The sequence below is a fragment of the Luteimonas sp. Soil_N_1 genome, from assembly GCF_057656255.1.
The window spans coordinates 2879027-2892751 of sequence record NZ_JBDGKS010000001.1; the positions used below are offsets into that span (position 1 = coordinate 2879027).

The window sequence follows — 13725 nt, forward strand, 5'->3', positions numbered from 1 at the left end:
TCGCATACGACCCGTCTGGAGGCGCCGGAAATGCTCGAGCTGATCCTCATCGTCCTGGCCCTGATCGCCTGCAACGCGTTCTTCGCGTTGTCGGAGATGTCGGTGGTCACGTCCCGCAAACCGCGCCTCAAGCAGATGGCGGCCGAGCATCGCAGCGCGCGGGCCGCGCTGGAACTCGCTGAGCATCCCGAGCGTTTCCTGTCGACCGTGCAGGTCGGCATCACCACGATCGGCGTGCTCACCGGCATGCTCGGCGGCGACGCGCTGGGCAGCCTGATCGGCACGTGGCTGGCGACCAGCCTGCCGATCCTGGGCACCTATGCCTCGACCGTCGGCACCGTGCTCGCGGTCAGCCTGATCACCTTCCTGACCATCGTCTTCGGCGAGCTGCTGCCCAAGCGTCTGGCCCTGCTGGCGCCCGAGCGTCTCGCGTCGCTGGTGGCGGTGCCGATGCACTGGCTGTCACGCATCGCCACGCCGGCGGTCTGGCTGCTCAGCGCCAGCGTGCGCGGGCTGCTGAAGCTGCTGCGCCTCGACAAGACCGAGGCCGCGCAGGTGTCGGAAGAGGAAATCCGCATGCTCGTGAGCGAAGGCCACGAGCAGGGCGTGATCGACGCCGACGAACGCAACATGGTCAACCGGGTGCTCACACTGGGCGACCGCGACGCGGAAAGCCTGATGACGCCGCGCACGCGCATCGCCTGGCTCGACATCGCCGCCGGCTTCGAGGAGAACCTCGCCGAGATGCGCGAGACGCCCTACTCGCGCTATCCGGTGTTCCGCGGCAACGACTCGGACGTGGTCGGCGTGCTCGAGATCAAGTCGCTGATCGACCGGCTCGAGAAGAAGGAATTCGACCTCTTCAAGTACCTGCGCGAGCCGCTGTTCGTGTCGGAATCGACGCCAGCGATGAAGCTGCTGGAGATCCTGCGCGAGAACCAGCAGTCGCTGGCGCTGGTGGTCGACGAGTACGGCGACATCACCGGCATGGTCACGCTCAACGACGTGATGGAGGCGGTGATCGGCCGCACCCAGAGCAGTGGTCTCGATGCGACGCCGCTGGTGGTGATGCGCGAGGACGGCTCGATGCTGGTCGACGGCACGCTGCCGACCGGCGCGCTGCGCGAGCTGCTGGGCGGCGGGCCGCTGCCGGGTGAGGACGAGCACATCTTCCACACCGCGGCCGGCATGACCATCGCGCGCTTCAGCCGCATTCCCAACGTCGCCGAGCATTTCGAATGGCATGGCTGGCGCATCGAGATCGTCGATCTCGACGGCCCCCGGGTCGACAAGCTGCTGCTGCAGCGTCTTCCGGATACGGATACAGGCGGCGATGACGCCTGACGTCCCGTCGCGCGAGGAAGCCAGCACCCGGGAACTGCTCGCCGCGATGGCGCTGGGCGATCCCGATGACCAGCTGCGTTTCGCCGACCTGCTGATCGGCCTGGGCAAGCGCGTGTTCGGCATGATGCTGTTCGTCGCCACCCTGCCCGCCTTCATCCCGATTCCGGGCGTCGGCGGCGCGATCGGCGGCCCACTGGTTGCCCTTGTCGGCGCGCAACTGCTGATCGGCCTGCGCAAGCCCTGGCTGCCCCGCTTCATCGCCGAACGCGGCCCGCACCGCAGCGCGGTGCAGCGTTTCGAAACCGTACTCGAACCCTGGCTGCGCCGCGTCGAACGCTTCAGCCGCCCACGCCTGCCCGGTGTCCTCGATCACCGCGTGGCGGCGATGTTCACCGGCCTGCAGCTGGTGTTGCTCGGCGTGTTGCTGGCACTGCCGATTCCGTTCACCAACTACGTCTTCGGCCTGCTGTTGCTGGCCTACGCACTGGCGCTGCTGGAACGCGACGGCGCGCTGATGCTGTGGGCCTGGGCCGGCGGCCTCGTCGCGATCGGGGTGTTCGGCGTGCTCAGCGGCGCGCTGGCGACCGCTGCCGGCGACTGGATCGGCCGGCTCTTCTGACCCCCGCCCGCGATGGCGGGTGGGGTCTCACGCCAGCAGCGCTTCGAACTCGCGCGCGCTCATCGGCATCCCCAACCAGAAGCCCTGCCCCAGGTCGCAACCGCGGTCGCGCAGCACGGCGTACTGGCCTTCCTTCTCCACGCCCTCGGCGACAACGGTAATGCCGATCGAGTGCGCCATCGAGATGATCGCCGTGGTCAGCGCCAGATCGTCGGGGTCGCGCAGCACGTCGGCGACGAAGCTGCGGTCGATCTTGACCCCGTCCACCGGCACCCGGCGCAGGTGGCTGAGCCCGGAGAAACCGGTGCCGAAATCGTCGAGCCAGATCTTGACCCCCAGGGCCCGCAGCGCGTCGAGCAACTGGCCGACACCCGCCTCGTCGCCGATCACCGCCGTCTCGGTCAGTTCCAGATGCAGGTGCCGGGCGGACAGCCCCGAGGCGTGCAGCGCCGCCTCCACCTCGGTGGCGAACGTCGCGGAACCCAGCTGGCGCGGCGAGACGTTCACCGACACGAACAGGGTCGACGCGGACACGAAGCGCTGCTGCCAGTCGCGTGTCGCGAGGCATGCGGCATGCAGGACCTGCGGCCCGATGATGTCGATCAGCCCGCTCTGCTCGGCGACATCGATGAACACCGACGGGGCGACGTTGCCGAACTCGGGATGGCTCCAGCGCAGCAGCGCTTCCACGCCGAGCAGCGCCTTGTCCTCCATCCGGAACACGGGCTGGTAGGCCAGGCTCAGCTCGCCCCGCTCCCACGCGCCGCGCAGTTCCTGCTCCATGCGCATGCGGCGCTCGACGGCCTGGTCCATTGCGAGGTTGTAGAAGCGGTGTCCGTTCTTGCCCGCGAGCTTGGCCTGGTACATCGCGATGTCGCCGTTCTTGAGCAGCATCGCCGCACTGGTGGCGTCTTCTGGAAACAGGGTGATGCCGATCGAGATGCCGAGGAACACGCGACGGCCTTCGACCTCGATCGGTCGCGCGACCTCCTCGACGAGTCGCGTCGCCAGGTTGCCGGCTACCGTGCGCAGGTCGGCGCTGCTGGCATCGGGCAGCTGCAGCAGCACCACGAACTCGTCGCCGCCGAACCGGGTGAGCAGCAGGTCCGCGACATCGAACTCGCGCACCGCCGCGTCGATGCGGGCGGTGAACTGCATCAGCGCCTCGTCACCGGCATCGTGGCCGAGGGTGTCGTTGACGCGCTTGAAATCGTCCACGTCGGCGAACAGCAACGCCAGGCGCCCTGCCGCGCCCTGCATTTCCAGCAGGCGGTTGTCGAGCGATTCGCGCAAGGCCAGCCGGTTGGCCAGCCCGGTCAGCGGATCGGTGTAGGCCATCCTGCGGATGTCGCGATCGTGGCGGGCGATGCTGTCGCGCATGCGGTCGAAGGCCCGCACCAGATCACCGATCTCGTCGCGGCGGTCGTCCGCCGGCATCACCGCATCGTAGTGTCCGGACTCGATCCGCTGCGCGGCGCGGGCGAGCCGGCGCACGGGCTGTACCAGACGCCGCTGCAGCAGCGTCGCGACGCCCAGCCCGAGCGCCGCGAGCACGGCGAGCAGCCATGCCACGTCCACGATCTGGCGCCGGGCGATCTCGTCCAGGCGGGCGCGCATCGTCGCCGCCATCGCGCCTTCGTCCTGGCGGGCGGTCGCGAGCGAGTAGCCGATGCGCACACCGCCCAGGCGCTGGTCGCCGATGCGGATCGGCGTCGAGACGTCGAGCAGGTCGCCGTTGCTCTGCATGTGCTGGCCGTCCGCTGCGACGACTTCCAGCGCGAACGGATCCTCCATCCGCTGCCCGTAGCGCTCGATGTCCCGGCTGCCGTCGTGGACGATGTTGCCGTCCGCGTCGTAGACGACCACATAGCTCACGTCGGGCTGCCGCAACACGTTGCCGATCGTGACGCCGATGGCCTCGAGATCGAAGTAGTACACCGGGTTCACCAGCGCCTCGGCCACCTGCGCCGACACTGCTTCACCGCGCAGCAGCAGACGCTGCGTGGCCAGTGCGTGCATCGAGCGCTGGCTCAGGGTGAGGATCTGCTGCTGGGCCAGCTGCTGCTGCCGCACCATCAGCGCCACCGACAGCAGACCGACGAGCACGGCGACACCCACCAGCGTCAGGAAGGTGGCCTGCAGGCCGGGCCGGAGCCTCATTCGACCTCCGAGGTGACACGCAGGACGCCGCTGTGCAGCCGCTCGAGTTCCGTGCGCGTCTCCGCGTCCAAGGGCAGGAACGCGGTGGTGCGGAAGAAGCGCTGCAGCGCAGGCGCCGCCGCAGGGTCCTGACTGGCCTCGAGCAGCACATCGCGCAGCCGTTCGGCGACGCGCGTCTCCAGGTCGCCCCGCACCATCTCCAGCGCCCGCGGGAACGGCGCGCTTTCCCCGATGATCACGAAGTCGCGCTTGAAGGACTCCGGCACCCGGCGGGTGCTGTTCCAGTCGATGTTGCTCATCGCGCCCGCATCGACCAGCCGCTTGTGCACCCACGAGGACATGTTGAGTTCGGAGCGCGCGAACAGGTACCCGACGGACGTGGCTTCGGGCTGGTCGCGCGGCGACAGCAGCACTTCCAGCTTCATGCCGTGGGCGAGCAGTTCGGCGGCCGGCACGAAGTAGGCGCTGGTCGACTGGCGGTTCTGGAACGCGATGCTGTGGCCACGCAGGTCGTCGAGCGCGCGGATGCCGCTGTCGCGGCGCGCGAAGTACACAGTGTGATAGCGACTGACGCCATCGCGTTCGGTCAGCAGCAGCGGCTGCGCGCCGGCGCGCTTCTCGAGCAGCATCGCGCCGCTCGCGGTCTCGGTCACCCAGTCCACGCGCCCGCGTCGCAGATAGCTCTGCATCTGCTGCACGTCGCGCGCCATCAGCACGCGCCCCTCGGTGATCCCCACATCGCCCATGCGGGACACCACGTAATCGAGCAGCGGCTTGAGTTGTTCGTAGTGCGCCTGGGGATCGTCACTGATCCGCCCCAGCACGAGCACGTTGCGCGGTTCGGCCGCGACGGGCCCCGCGGATGCCACAACCAGCAGCGTCAGCAGCACGCCTGACGTGAGCCAACGGAGGAAGAGGCGCGGGTCCAAGGTGGATCCTGCTGGTAATGAAGCGACAAGCCTATCCGAAGCCTTTACGCCGCAACAGACGCTGCAGGCCTATTGGTGACCGCGATCGCGTGCCAGGCGCGCCATGCGCTGTGCATCGGCGAGGATGCCGCGCAGCAACCGCACTTCCTTCTGGTCCAGTCCGGTCCGCACGAACAGCCGCCGCAGCTTGCGCATCGCAGAATCCGGCGCGCGACCCTTGTGGAAATCGATGTCCTCGAGCGTGTCGGCCAGTTGCCCGAAGAAGCCTTCGAGCTCGGCATGCGGCACCGCATCCGGGTTCGCCGGCGCGATCGCCGCCGACGGCGCGTCGGTGCCCTCGCCCAGCAACGCCAGACGCACCTCGTAGCTCAGCACCTGCACGGCCGCCGCCAGATTGAGGGAGCTGTAGCCGGGATTGGCGGGGATGTGCACCGCGGCGTGGCACAGCTGCAGTTCCTCGTTCTCCAGTCCGGTGCGCTCGCGGCCGAACACCAGCGCGACCTCGCCACCGGAAGCGGCTTCGGCATAGACGGACGCGGCGGCATCGCGCGGACGCAACTCGCGCAGCTGCACGCGGCGGCTGCGTGCGGTGCAGCCCAGCACCAGCCGGCAGTCGGCCACGGCTTCGGCCAGCGTCGCCACTTCGACCGCGGCGTTGAGCACGTCCTCGGCGCCGGCGGCCATCATGTCGGCCTCGTTGTGCGGGTACTTCTGCGGCGCCACCAGCACCAGCCGGTGCAGGCCCATCGTTTTGATGGCGCGCGCGGCGGAGCCGATGTTGCCGGGGTGCTGGGTGCCGACGAGCACGATGCGGATGCGGGCGGCGGGGCCGTCCGCGGTGGCGATGTCCGGTGCGGACTCTGGATTCAGGGGCGCTTGCATGACGCGAATGGTAAACTGCGCGACCGGCCTGGCGCCGGTACTGCTCTTTTCCCCCTCGATCCTGCCCGCGCCCGGAGTCGTCCGCGATGCTTCAACCTGCTGTCAATGTCATGGTCAAGGCGGCGCGCGCCGGCGGTGGCGTCCTGTTGCGCAACATGCACAAGCTCGACGCGCTCAACGTCGTCGAGAAAGCGCGCCACGATTACGCGAGCGAAGTCGATGGCCTCGCCGAAGAGGCGATCGTCAAGGAACTGCGTCGCGCCTATCCCGAGTACGCCGTGCTCGGCGAAGAAGGCGGCGCCAAGCCGGGCCGTGGCGGCCCGAGCCGCTACACCTGGGTCATCGATCCGCTCGACGGCACCAGCAACTATCTGCGTGGCCTGCCCCACTGGTGCGTGTCGATCGCGCTGGTCGAAGGTGGCGAGCCGCTGCATGGCGTGATCTTCGATCCGCTGCGCAACGAGCTGTTCACCGCTACCCGCGGTGCCGGCGCCCAGCTCAACGAGCGTCGCATCCGCGTGTCCGAACGACGCGAACTGACCGGCGCGATGCTCAGCACCGGCTTCGCACCGCGCGAGCGCAAGCGTGTCGGTGCCCAGCTGCGCGCCGTCGAAGCGCTGCTCGAATCGGCCGAGGACGTGCGCCGCACCGGTTCGGCTGCGCTGGACCTGGCATATGTCGCCGCTGCCCGTACCGACGGCTACTTTGAAGCCGGTGTGCATCCCTGGGACATCGCGGCCGGCGTGCTGCTTGTCCGCGAGGCCGGTGGCCGGGTCAGCGATTTCAAAGGCGCTGCAGGCGGTCCGTTGAATGTGGCCCTCGCCGGCGGTCGCCAGGTCGTCGCCGGCAACGTGCACATCGTCGCGCCGTTGCAGAAGACGCTGGTCGAGTCGGGATACGCGAAAGAATTCGCGTAAGCGCCGTCGGACCTGCTGGCACCGGAAGGCCGCGCGCAAGCGCGGCCTTTTCCGTTGCAGGCAGGCCGACCTGTTTTCCGGCGCCGCACCCGCCAGTGCCCCCCACGAAGAAGCCGCGCAATGCGCGGCTTCTTCGTGCAACCGGTCCGGTCCGCATCACGCGGGCCGGGCGTTCCGGATCAGGGGCGACGCGACAGCGCCGCCTCGTCCTTCGCCTTCGGCAGCAGGTCCTGTTTGGTGACGCGCAGGATGCCGTAGGTCAGCAGCGGACAGGCGATGAAGATCGACGACAGCGTACCGACCACCGCGCCCATCATCTGGGTCAGCGCCAGGCCTTCGAGCGAACCGCCGCCGTAGAGGAACAGCGCCAGCACCGACAGGAAGAACACCAGCGAGGTGATGATCGTGCGCGACAGCGTCTGGTTGATCGAGCGGTTGAAGATCTCCAGCGGATCGGCGCGGACGCCGCGGAAGTTCTCGCGCACACGGTCGAAGACCACGATGGTGTCGTTGATCGAGAAGCCCATCACCGACAGCAGGCCCGCCAGCACGGTGAGGTCGAACTCGCGGCCGGTCAGCGCGAACATCGCGGCGACCACCATGACGTCGAACAGCGTGGTGACGCTGGCCACCACCGCGAACTTCCACTCGAAGCGCACGCTGATGTACAGCAGGAAGCCCACCAGCACGAAGATCGCGGCATAGATCGCGTTCTTGCGCAGATCGCCGGACACCTGCGAACCGATCGACTCGGTACTCAGGATGCGGCCGGGATTGGCCTCGCTGGAGGCTGCGGCGAGCACGTCCTGCGCGAGCTGGGTGTTGCCGTCCACGCTCACCTGGTCCTCGTCGCCACGGACGCGGATCAGCAGATCGTTGCCGCTGCCGAAGGTCTGCACCTGGGCATTGGTGATGCCGGCGGTCTCGAGCCGCTCGCGCACATCGTCCACGCCGACGGGCTTGTCGAAGCGGACATTCACCGCGGTACCGCCGGTGAAGTCGAGCGCGAAATTGAAGCCCTTCAGACCGACGACGGCGAACGAGCCGACAAACAGCAGCAGGAACATGGCGACCCAGACATGACGCAGCCGCATGAAATCGATGCGGGTGCCACTGGGAACGAGGGTCAACGGAAAAATTTTCATAAGGTCTCTTCCGTCAGATCGCCAGGGACTTGAGCTTCTTGCGCGGCGCATAGATCAGCGTGACCAGCGCGCGCGAGACGACGATTGCGGTGAACATCGAAGCGGTGATACCGATCACCAGCGTCACCGCGAAGCCCTGCAGCGGGCCGGTGCCGAAGGCGTACAGCGCGATACCCGCGATGATGCCGGTGAGGTTGGAGTCGAAGATGGTGTCCGACGCCTTCTCGTAGCCGGTCACGATCGCCGCCTTGGGCGGCATGCCGGCCCTGAGCTCTTCGCGTATGCGCTCGTTGATCAGCACGTTGGCGTCGACGGACAGACCGATCGACAGCGCCAGACCGGCGAAGCCGGGCAACGACATCGTGGCGCCGAACAGCGACATCACCGCAACCACGATCAGCAGGTTCAGGATCAGCGCCAGACAGGTGACGATGCCGAACATGCGGTAATAGAACATGAAGAAGATCAGGGTGAAGAAGAACGCGTAGAGCACAGCGGTCAGACCGCGCTCGACGTTCTCGGCGCCCAGGCTCGGGCCGACGACGCGCTCTTCGACGAAGTCCATCGGCGCGGCCAGTGCGCCGGCCTTGAGCTGGCTCGCCAGATCGGTGGACTCCTCGCGGCTCAGACCGGTGGTCTGGAACTCGCGGCCGAACACGCCACGGATCGTCGAGGAACTGATCACACGCTCGACGCTGCGGGCCGAGCGCACTTCCTCGCCGTCGACGATGCGCACGGTGGGAATGCGCTCGACATAGACGATGCCCAGGCGCTGGCCGACGTTCTGCAGGGTGTGGTCGAGCATGCGCTTGCCGCCGGCGCTGTTGAGCGTGATGCCCACCGCCGGGGTGCCGGTCTGCGAATCGGTCTGCGGGTTCGCGTTGATCAGCTGGTCACCCGACACAAGAATGCGGCGCGACAGCAGCAGCGGCCGATCGTTCTCGTCGTAGTAGATGCGCGAATCGGCCGGGATGTTGCCCGATGCGACCGCGGCCGCCGCCTGGTTCTCGTCGCCGGTCACGGCGCGGAACTCGAGCGTCGCAGTGGCGCCGATCAGGCGCTTGGCCTCGGCAGTGTCCTGCAGGCCGGGCAGCTGGATGACCAGACGGTCTTCGCCCTGGCGCTGCAGCACAGGCTCGGCGACGCCGATCGCGTTGATGCGGTTGGAGATCACGGTGCGGTTCTGCTCGACCGCGTCGCTGGCGATGCGCGAGATCTCACCCTGCGACAGGCGCACGGTGATTCGGTTGCCCTCGGTCGTGATCTGCGGACCGCTGCCGCTCAGGCCCTGACCCGACGCGCTGGCCAGGCTGTCGGCGATCTGCGTGCGCGCCGCATTGACGTCGGCGCCCTCGGTCAACACCACACCGATGCTGTTGTCATTGCGGCGTTCGACGCTGGAATAGCCGATGCGCGCGTCGCGCAGCACCGTGCGGATGCCGTCGGCGTAGCCCTCGACGCGCTTCTGCAACGCCGCGGCCTGATCGACCTGCATCACGAAGTGCACGCCGCCCTGCAGATCCAGGCCCAGCGTCATCGGACGCGCGCCCAGATTGGACAGCCAGTCCGGCACGGTGGATGCAAGATTCAGCGCCACCGAATAGTTCTCGCCCAGCACCGGGCGCAGCGTGTCGGAAGCCGCCGTCTGCGCATCCGCGTCATGCAGGCGCAACAGCAGATGGTTCTCGTCGATCTCGGTGCCGACCGGGGTGACGCCCGCCTCCTGCAGCAGACCGTCGACGCGCGCCTTGAACGCCTCGTCGATGCGCGCCTCGCTGGTGCTCGGCGTGATCTGCACGGACGGATTCTTCTGGTAGGCATTGGGCAACGCGTACAGCGTCGCCAGCGCGAGTATCACCAGGATGAGGACGTACTTCCAACGCGGGAATTCAAGCATTGCCTTGCCTCGGGCGCCGCACACGGGCGGCGCCTTGAGAGATGACGGAACCGGCGATCAACGATCGGCGATCGTGGATCAGGCGGACTTCAGCGTGCCCTTGGGCAGCACGTTGCCGACCGCACCCTTCTGCACGCGGATTTCGACGCGCTCGGCGATTTCGATCGTCAGGAAGCTGTCGCCGATGTTGCGCACCACGCCGGCGATGCCGCCGTTGGTGATGACTTCGTCGCCGACCGACAGCTTCTCCAGCATCGCGCGGTGTTCCTTGGTGCGCTTCATCTGCGGGCGGATCATCAGGAAGTACATGATCGCGATCAGGATGATCGGGAAGGCCAGCGTCGACAGCATGCTGGGGCCGGCAGGTGCGGCGGCAGCGGCGTGGGCGGGGGCGATCACAAGGTCCAGCAGATTCATCGGGGCATCCATGGGTCGAAAACAGACAGCGGGCGATTATGGCACGGCCGGGCGCGGACGCAGGCCGGAGGGCGGGTGAATGGGTGGTGATGGGGCCTGAAACGCCCCGGGGGCGGATCAGGCGCCCGGGTTCCCCGTCCGGGCGCTGTAGAAAGACTCCCGGAATGCGGCAAAGGTTCCCGAGGCGATCGCGGCGCGCATGTCGGCCATCAGCTTCTGGTAGTACCAGAGGTTGTGCAGCGTGCCGAGCATCGGGCCGAGCATCTCGCCGCAGCGGTCCAGATGCCGGAGATAGGCGCGGGTGAAGCCGCCGCTGCAGGCCTCGCAGCCGCAGCCCTCTTCGATCGGCCGCAGGTCCTTCTCGAACTTCGCATTGCGGATGCGGATCACCCCGGTCGAGGTGAAGAAATGCCCGTTTCGCGCGTTGCGGGTGGGCATCACGCAATCGAACATGTCGACGCCACGCGCGACGGCTTCGACCAGGTCTTCCGGCCGGCCCACGCCCATCAGGTAACGCGGGCGGTCTTCGGGCAGCTGCGGCGCGGTGTGGTCGAGCATCGCGTTGCGCTCGTCCTCCGTCTCACCGACCGCGAGGCCTCCGATCGCGTAGCCGTCGAAGCCGATGTCCTTCAGACCCTCGGCCGAGCGCGTACGCAGATCGTGGTGCACGCCGCCCTGCACGATGCCGAACAGCGCGGCGTCGTTGCCCTCGTGTGCGCGCTTCGAACGCCCGGCCCAGCGCAGCGAGAGTTCCATCGATTTCTCGATGACGCGCGGATGCACCGGCTTGCCGTCGATCTGCACCGGCGGGCACTCGTCGAAGATCATCACGATGTCCGAATCGAGCACCTTCTGGATGCGCATGCTCTCCTCAGGGCCGAGGAACACCTTCGCGCCATCGGTCGGCGCGGCGAATGTCACGCCTTCCTCGGTGATCTTGCGCTTGTGCGCCAGCGAGAACACCTGGAAACCGCCGGAATCGGTGAGGATGGGCTTGTCCCAGCGCGCGAAGCCGTGCAGACCGCCATGCGCCTCGATGACGTCGAGACCCGGCCGCAGATACAGATGGAAGGTGTTGCCGAGAATGATCTCGGCGCCCAGCGCGCGTACCTGCTCGGGCAGCACGCCCTTGACGGTGCCGTAGGTGCCGACCGGCATGAAGGCCGGCGTCTCGATGGTGCCGCGCGGAAAGGTGATGCGGCCGCGGCGCGCTGCGCCATCGCGGCCGAGCAGTTCGAAGGTCATTCTGGACATCGGGATAGTATGACCGACCCTCCCTGCCCGCCGGCTCTCCTGGAGTCTCCATGCGTCGATTCGGAACGGTCTTCTGGATGCTGGGCCTGCTGCCCGCCGCAGTGGCGGCCACCGACGCGCCGCCGCGCGACGCGGTGTGCAATGCGTCGCTCGAAGTACCGCTGCCCGCCGCCGACACGGGCCGTGCGGCGGCGGACTGCAATGCGGCCAGGCTCTACTACGGCGCGGATGGCACGGGCGGCGACCCGGTTGCCGCGCGCCACTGCGCGTACCGGGAACGCGCCGAGGACCGTGCGGGCCCGCTGGGCGGCAGCGGTGTCCTGATGATGGTCTACGCCAATGGCCAGGGCGTGCCGCAGGACATCGCCCTCGCCCGCCGTTTCGCCTGCGAGTTCGACGGCGCGCCAGCGGAGATCGGTGCCCGGCTGGCGCATCTGCAACGCATCGCCGACGGCCACGACACCGCGCCGATGGACATCTGCGACGACATCACCAGCGGCCTGATGCAGGGCGTCTGCGCCAGTCGCGACGCCGGGTTCGCCAGCGTGGTGCGCGACCGTCACTGGCAGACGCTGCAGTCCGGCTGGACGCCGGCGCAACGCGACGCCTGGCAGGCGCTGCGCAAGGCGGCGGACGGCTACTTCGGACATGTCGGCAGCGACGAGATCGACCTCAGCGGGACGGGACGCGGTGCGTTCACCGCGCAGGCCCGCGAGACGCTGGAGATCCAGCTGATGGAGGACGTCCAGCGCTTCGAACGCGGCGCCCGCCCGGCGCAGACGGCCGCAGCGCTCATGCCTGCGGACCGGGCGCTCAATGCGACCTATCGCAGGGTGCGTGCCGAGTTGCAGGCCGGCGCAGCGATCCATCCCTACAGCCTCGCCGGCACCGTCAACGCGGATGGCGTGCGCGACACCCAGCGCGCGTGGCTGCGCTACCGCGATGCCTGGGTGGCGTTCGCCGCCACGCGCTGGCCCGATACCGCAGGCGATGCATGGCGGGCATGGCTCACGGAGACCCGCACGGCCGCGCTGGACGCGATCACCGGCGGGCCCTGAGGGGCGACCGCGCGGCGCAGTCGGCGCCCTTCAGCCGGGCTGCCCCCACAGCAGCATCGCGTCGCCATACGAGAAGAACCGGTATTCGGACTGCACCGCATGGTCGTAGGCCGCGAATACGCGGTCCTTGCCGGCAAACGCCGACACCAGCATCAGCAGCGTGGATTCGGAGAGGTGGAAATTGGTCACCATCGCGTCGACGCTGCGGATGCGGTAGCCGGGAAAGATGAAGATCTGCGTTTCGCCGGCAAACGGATGCAACTCGCCGTCGACGCTGGCGCTCTCGAGCGCACGCACGACCGTGGTCCCGACGGCGATCACGCGACCGCCGGCCTCGCGCGTGCGACGGATCTGCGCGACGAGTTCGGCGCCGACGTTGATCCACTCGCTGTGCATGCGGTGCTCGCGGACATCCTCGACCCGCATCGGCAGGAACGTGCCGGCCCCGACGTGCAGCGTGACGTGACCGAACTCGACCCCGCGCGTGCGCAGGCGCGTCAGCAGCGCATCGTCGAAGTGCAGGCCGGCGGTGGGCGCTGCGACCGCGCCGATCTCGCGCGCGAACACGGTCTGGTAGCGCTCGGCGTCGTCCTGGCCGGGCTCGCGGCGGATGTAGGGCGGCAGCGGCATGCGCCCCGCCTTGAGCAACCAGGACTCCAGCGTGTCGTCGAGTTCGAAACGCAGGTGATAGAAGCCCTCGTCGCGTGACAGCACCTCGGCACTGCCGCCGCCATCGAGCTGGATCCGCCCGCCCGGCTTCGGCGACTTGCTGGCGCCGATCTGCGCGCGCGCCTCGTTGCCCGGCAGCAGCCGCTCGATCAGGATCTCCACCCGGCCGCCGCTGTCCTTCTGCCCGAACAGACGCGCCGGAATCACCCGCGTGTCGTTGAAGATCAGCAGGTCACCCGCTTGCAGAAGATCCGGCAGATCGCGGACATGGCGGTCATCGAACGCAGCGGTGCCGGGCGGCACGACCAGCAGCCGGCTGGCGGACCGTTCGGCCAGGGGCGCCTGGGCGATCAGGGATTCGGGCAGATCGAAGTGGAAATCCGACTTTTTCAAGGCGAGGGACAGGTCGAGGGAGGCCGGTAGTGTAGTGAACC

12 protein-coding genes are annotated in these 13725 nt (G+C 68.2%); 4 read left to right on the forward strand and 8 right to left on the reverse strand.

The window, feature by feature from the left end:
* The first annotated feature begins 30 nt into the window (after nucleotides 1-30).
* Nucleotides 31-1344 (forward strand): hemolysin family protein, encoded by a 1314-nt coding sequence (locus tag AC3A4E_RS13365; RefSeq protein WP_487631904.1) that lies wholly within the window; start codon nucleotides 31-33, stop codon nucleotides 1342-1344.
* Nucleotides 1334-1963: an exopolysaccharide biosynthesis protein gene (locus AC3A4E_RS13370; protein ID WP_487631905.1), complete on the forward strand. Its 630-nt coding sequence runs from the start codon at nucleotides 1334-1336 to the stop codon at nucleotides 1961-1963. The genes AC3A4E_RS13365 and AC3A4E_RS13370 overlap by 11 nt, the downstream gene beginning before the upstream one ends.
* A gap of 27 nt (nucleotides 1964-1990) precedes the next feature.
* On the opposite strand, the gene AC3A4E_RS13375 is transcribed toward AC3A4E_RS13370, so the two are convergent.
* From AC3A4E_RS13375 to AC3A4E_RS13385, 3 genes are all read right to left on the reverse strand, one after another.
* Nucleotides 1991-4123 (reverse strand): putative bifunctional diguanylate cyclase/phosphodiesterase, encoded by a 2133-nt coding sequence (locus AC3A4E_RS13375; RefSeq protein ID WP_487631906.1) that lies wholly within the window; start codon nucleotides 4121-4123, stop codon nucleotides 1991-1993.
* Nucleotides 4120-5052, reverse strand: a complete 933-nt coding sequence (locus AC3A4E_RS13380; protein WP_487631907.1) for a phosphate/phosphite/phosphonate ABC transporter substrate-binding protein — start codon at nucleotides 5050-5052, stop codon at nucleotides 4120-4122. Before AC3A4E_RS13380 ends, AC3A4E_RS13375 begins: the two co-directional genes overlap by 4 nt.
* 69 nt (nucleotides 5053-5121) lie before the next feature.
* Nucleotides 5122-5934, reverse strand: a complete 813-nt coding sequence (locus AC3A4E_RS13385; RefSeq protein ID WP_487631908.1) for an RNA methyltransferase — start codon at nucleotides 5932-5934, stop codon at nucleotides 5122-5124.
* A gap of 86 nt (nucleotides 5935-6020) precedes the next feature.
* Here AC3A4E_RS13385 and AC3A4E_RS13390 point away from each other — a divergent pair, with 86 nt between their 5' ends.
* On the forward strand, nucleotides 6021-6851 hold the full coding sequence (locus tag AC3A4E_RS13390) for an inositol monophosphatase family protein (RefSeq protein ID WP_487631909.1): 831 nt from the start codon (nucleotides 6021-6023) through the stop codon (nucleotides 6849-6851).
* 179 nt (nucleotides 6852-7030) lie between these two features.
* Here AC3A4E_RS13390 and secF read toward each other — a convergent pair whose 3' ends face one another.
* The 4 genes from secF to tgt form a co-directional block, all read right to left on the reverse strand.
* Complete coding sequence (secF, locus tag AC3A4E_RS13395; RefSeq protein WP_487631910.1) at nucleotides 7031-7996, reverse strand: protein translocase subunit SecF; 966 nt, start codon at nucleotides 7994-7996, stop codon at nucleotides 7031-7033.
* Nucleotides 7997-8009: 13 nt separating this feature from the next.
* Entirely contained in the window at nucleotides 8010-9893 is a 1884-nt protein-coding gene (secD, locus tag AC3A4E_RS13400) for a protein translocase subunit SecD (protein WP_487631911.1), read from the reverse strand.
* A 78-nt stretch (nucleotides 9894-9971) separates the two neighbouring features.
* Nucleotides 9972-10310 carry a preprotein translocase subunit YajC gene (yajC, locus tag AC3A4E_RS13405; protein ID WP_332078594.1) on the reverse strand — a complete coding sequence of 113 codons (339 nt, stop codon included), beginning with the start codon at nucleotides 10308-10310 and terminating at the stop codon, nucleotides 9972-9974.
* Nucleotides 10311-10427: 117 nt separating this feature from the next.
* Nucleotides 10428-11564, reverse strand: coding sequence for a tRNA guanosine(34) transglycosylase Tgt (gene tgt / locus AC3A4E_RS13410; protein WP_487631912.1), 1137 nt, complete (start codon nucleotides 11562-11564; stop codon nucleotides 10428-10430).
* Nucleotides 11565-11614: 50 nt separating this feature from the next.
* Between tgt and AC3A4E_RS13415 the strand changes: the two genes are divergently transcribed.
* Complete coding sequence (locus AC3A4E_RS13415; protein ID WP_487631913.1) at nucleotides 11615-12622, forward strand: lysozyme inhibitor LprI family protein; 1008 nt, start codon at nucleotides 11615-11617, stop codon at nucleotides 12620-12622.
* A 30-nt stretch (nucleotides 12623-12652) separates the two neighbouring features.
* Here the strand turns inward: AC3A4E_RS13415 and queA are convergent, their stop codons facing one another.
* A complete protein-coding gene (gene queA, locus AC3A4E_RS13420; RefSeq protein WP_487631914.1) occupies nucleotides 12653-13684 on the reverse strand; it encodes a tRNA preQ1(34) S-adenosylmethionine ribosyltransferase-isomerase QueA in 1032 nt (343 codons plus the stop codon).
* Nucleotides 13685-13725: the final 41 nt, after the last annotated feature.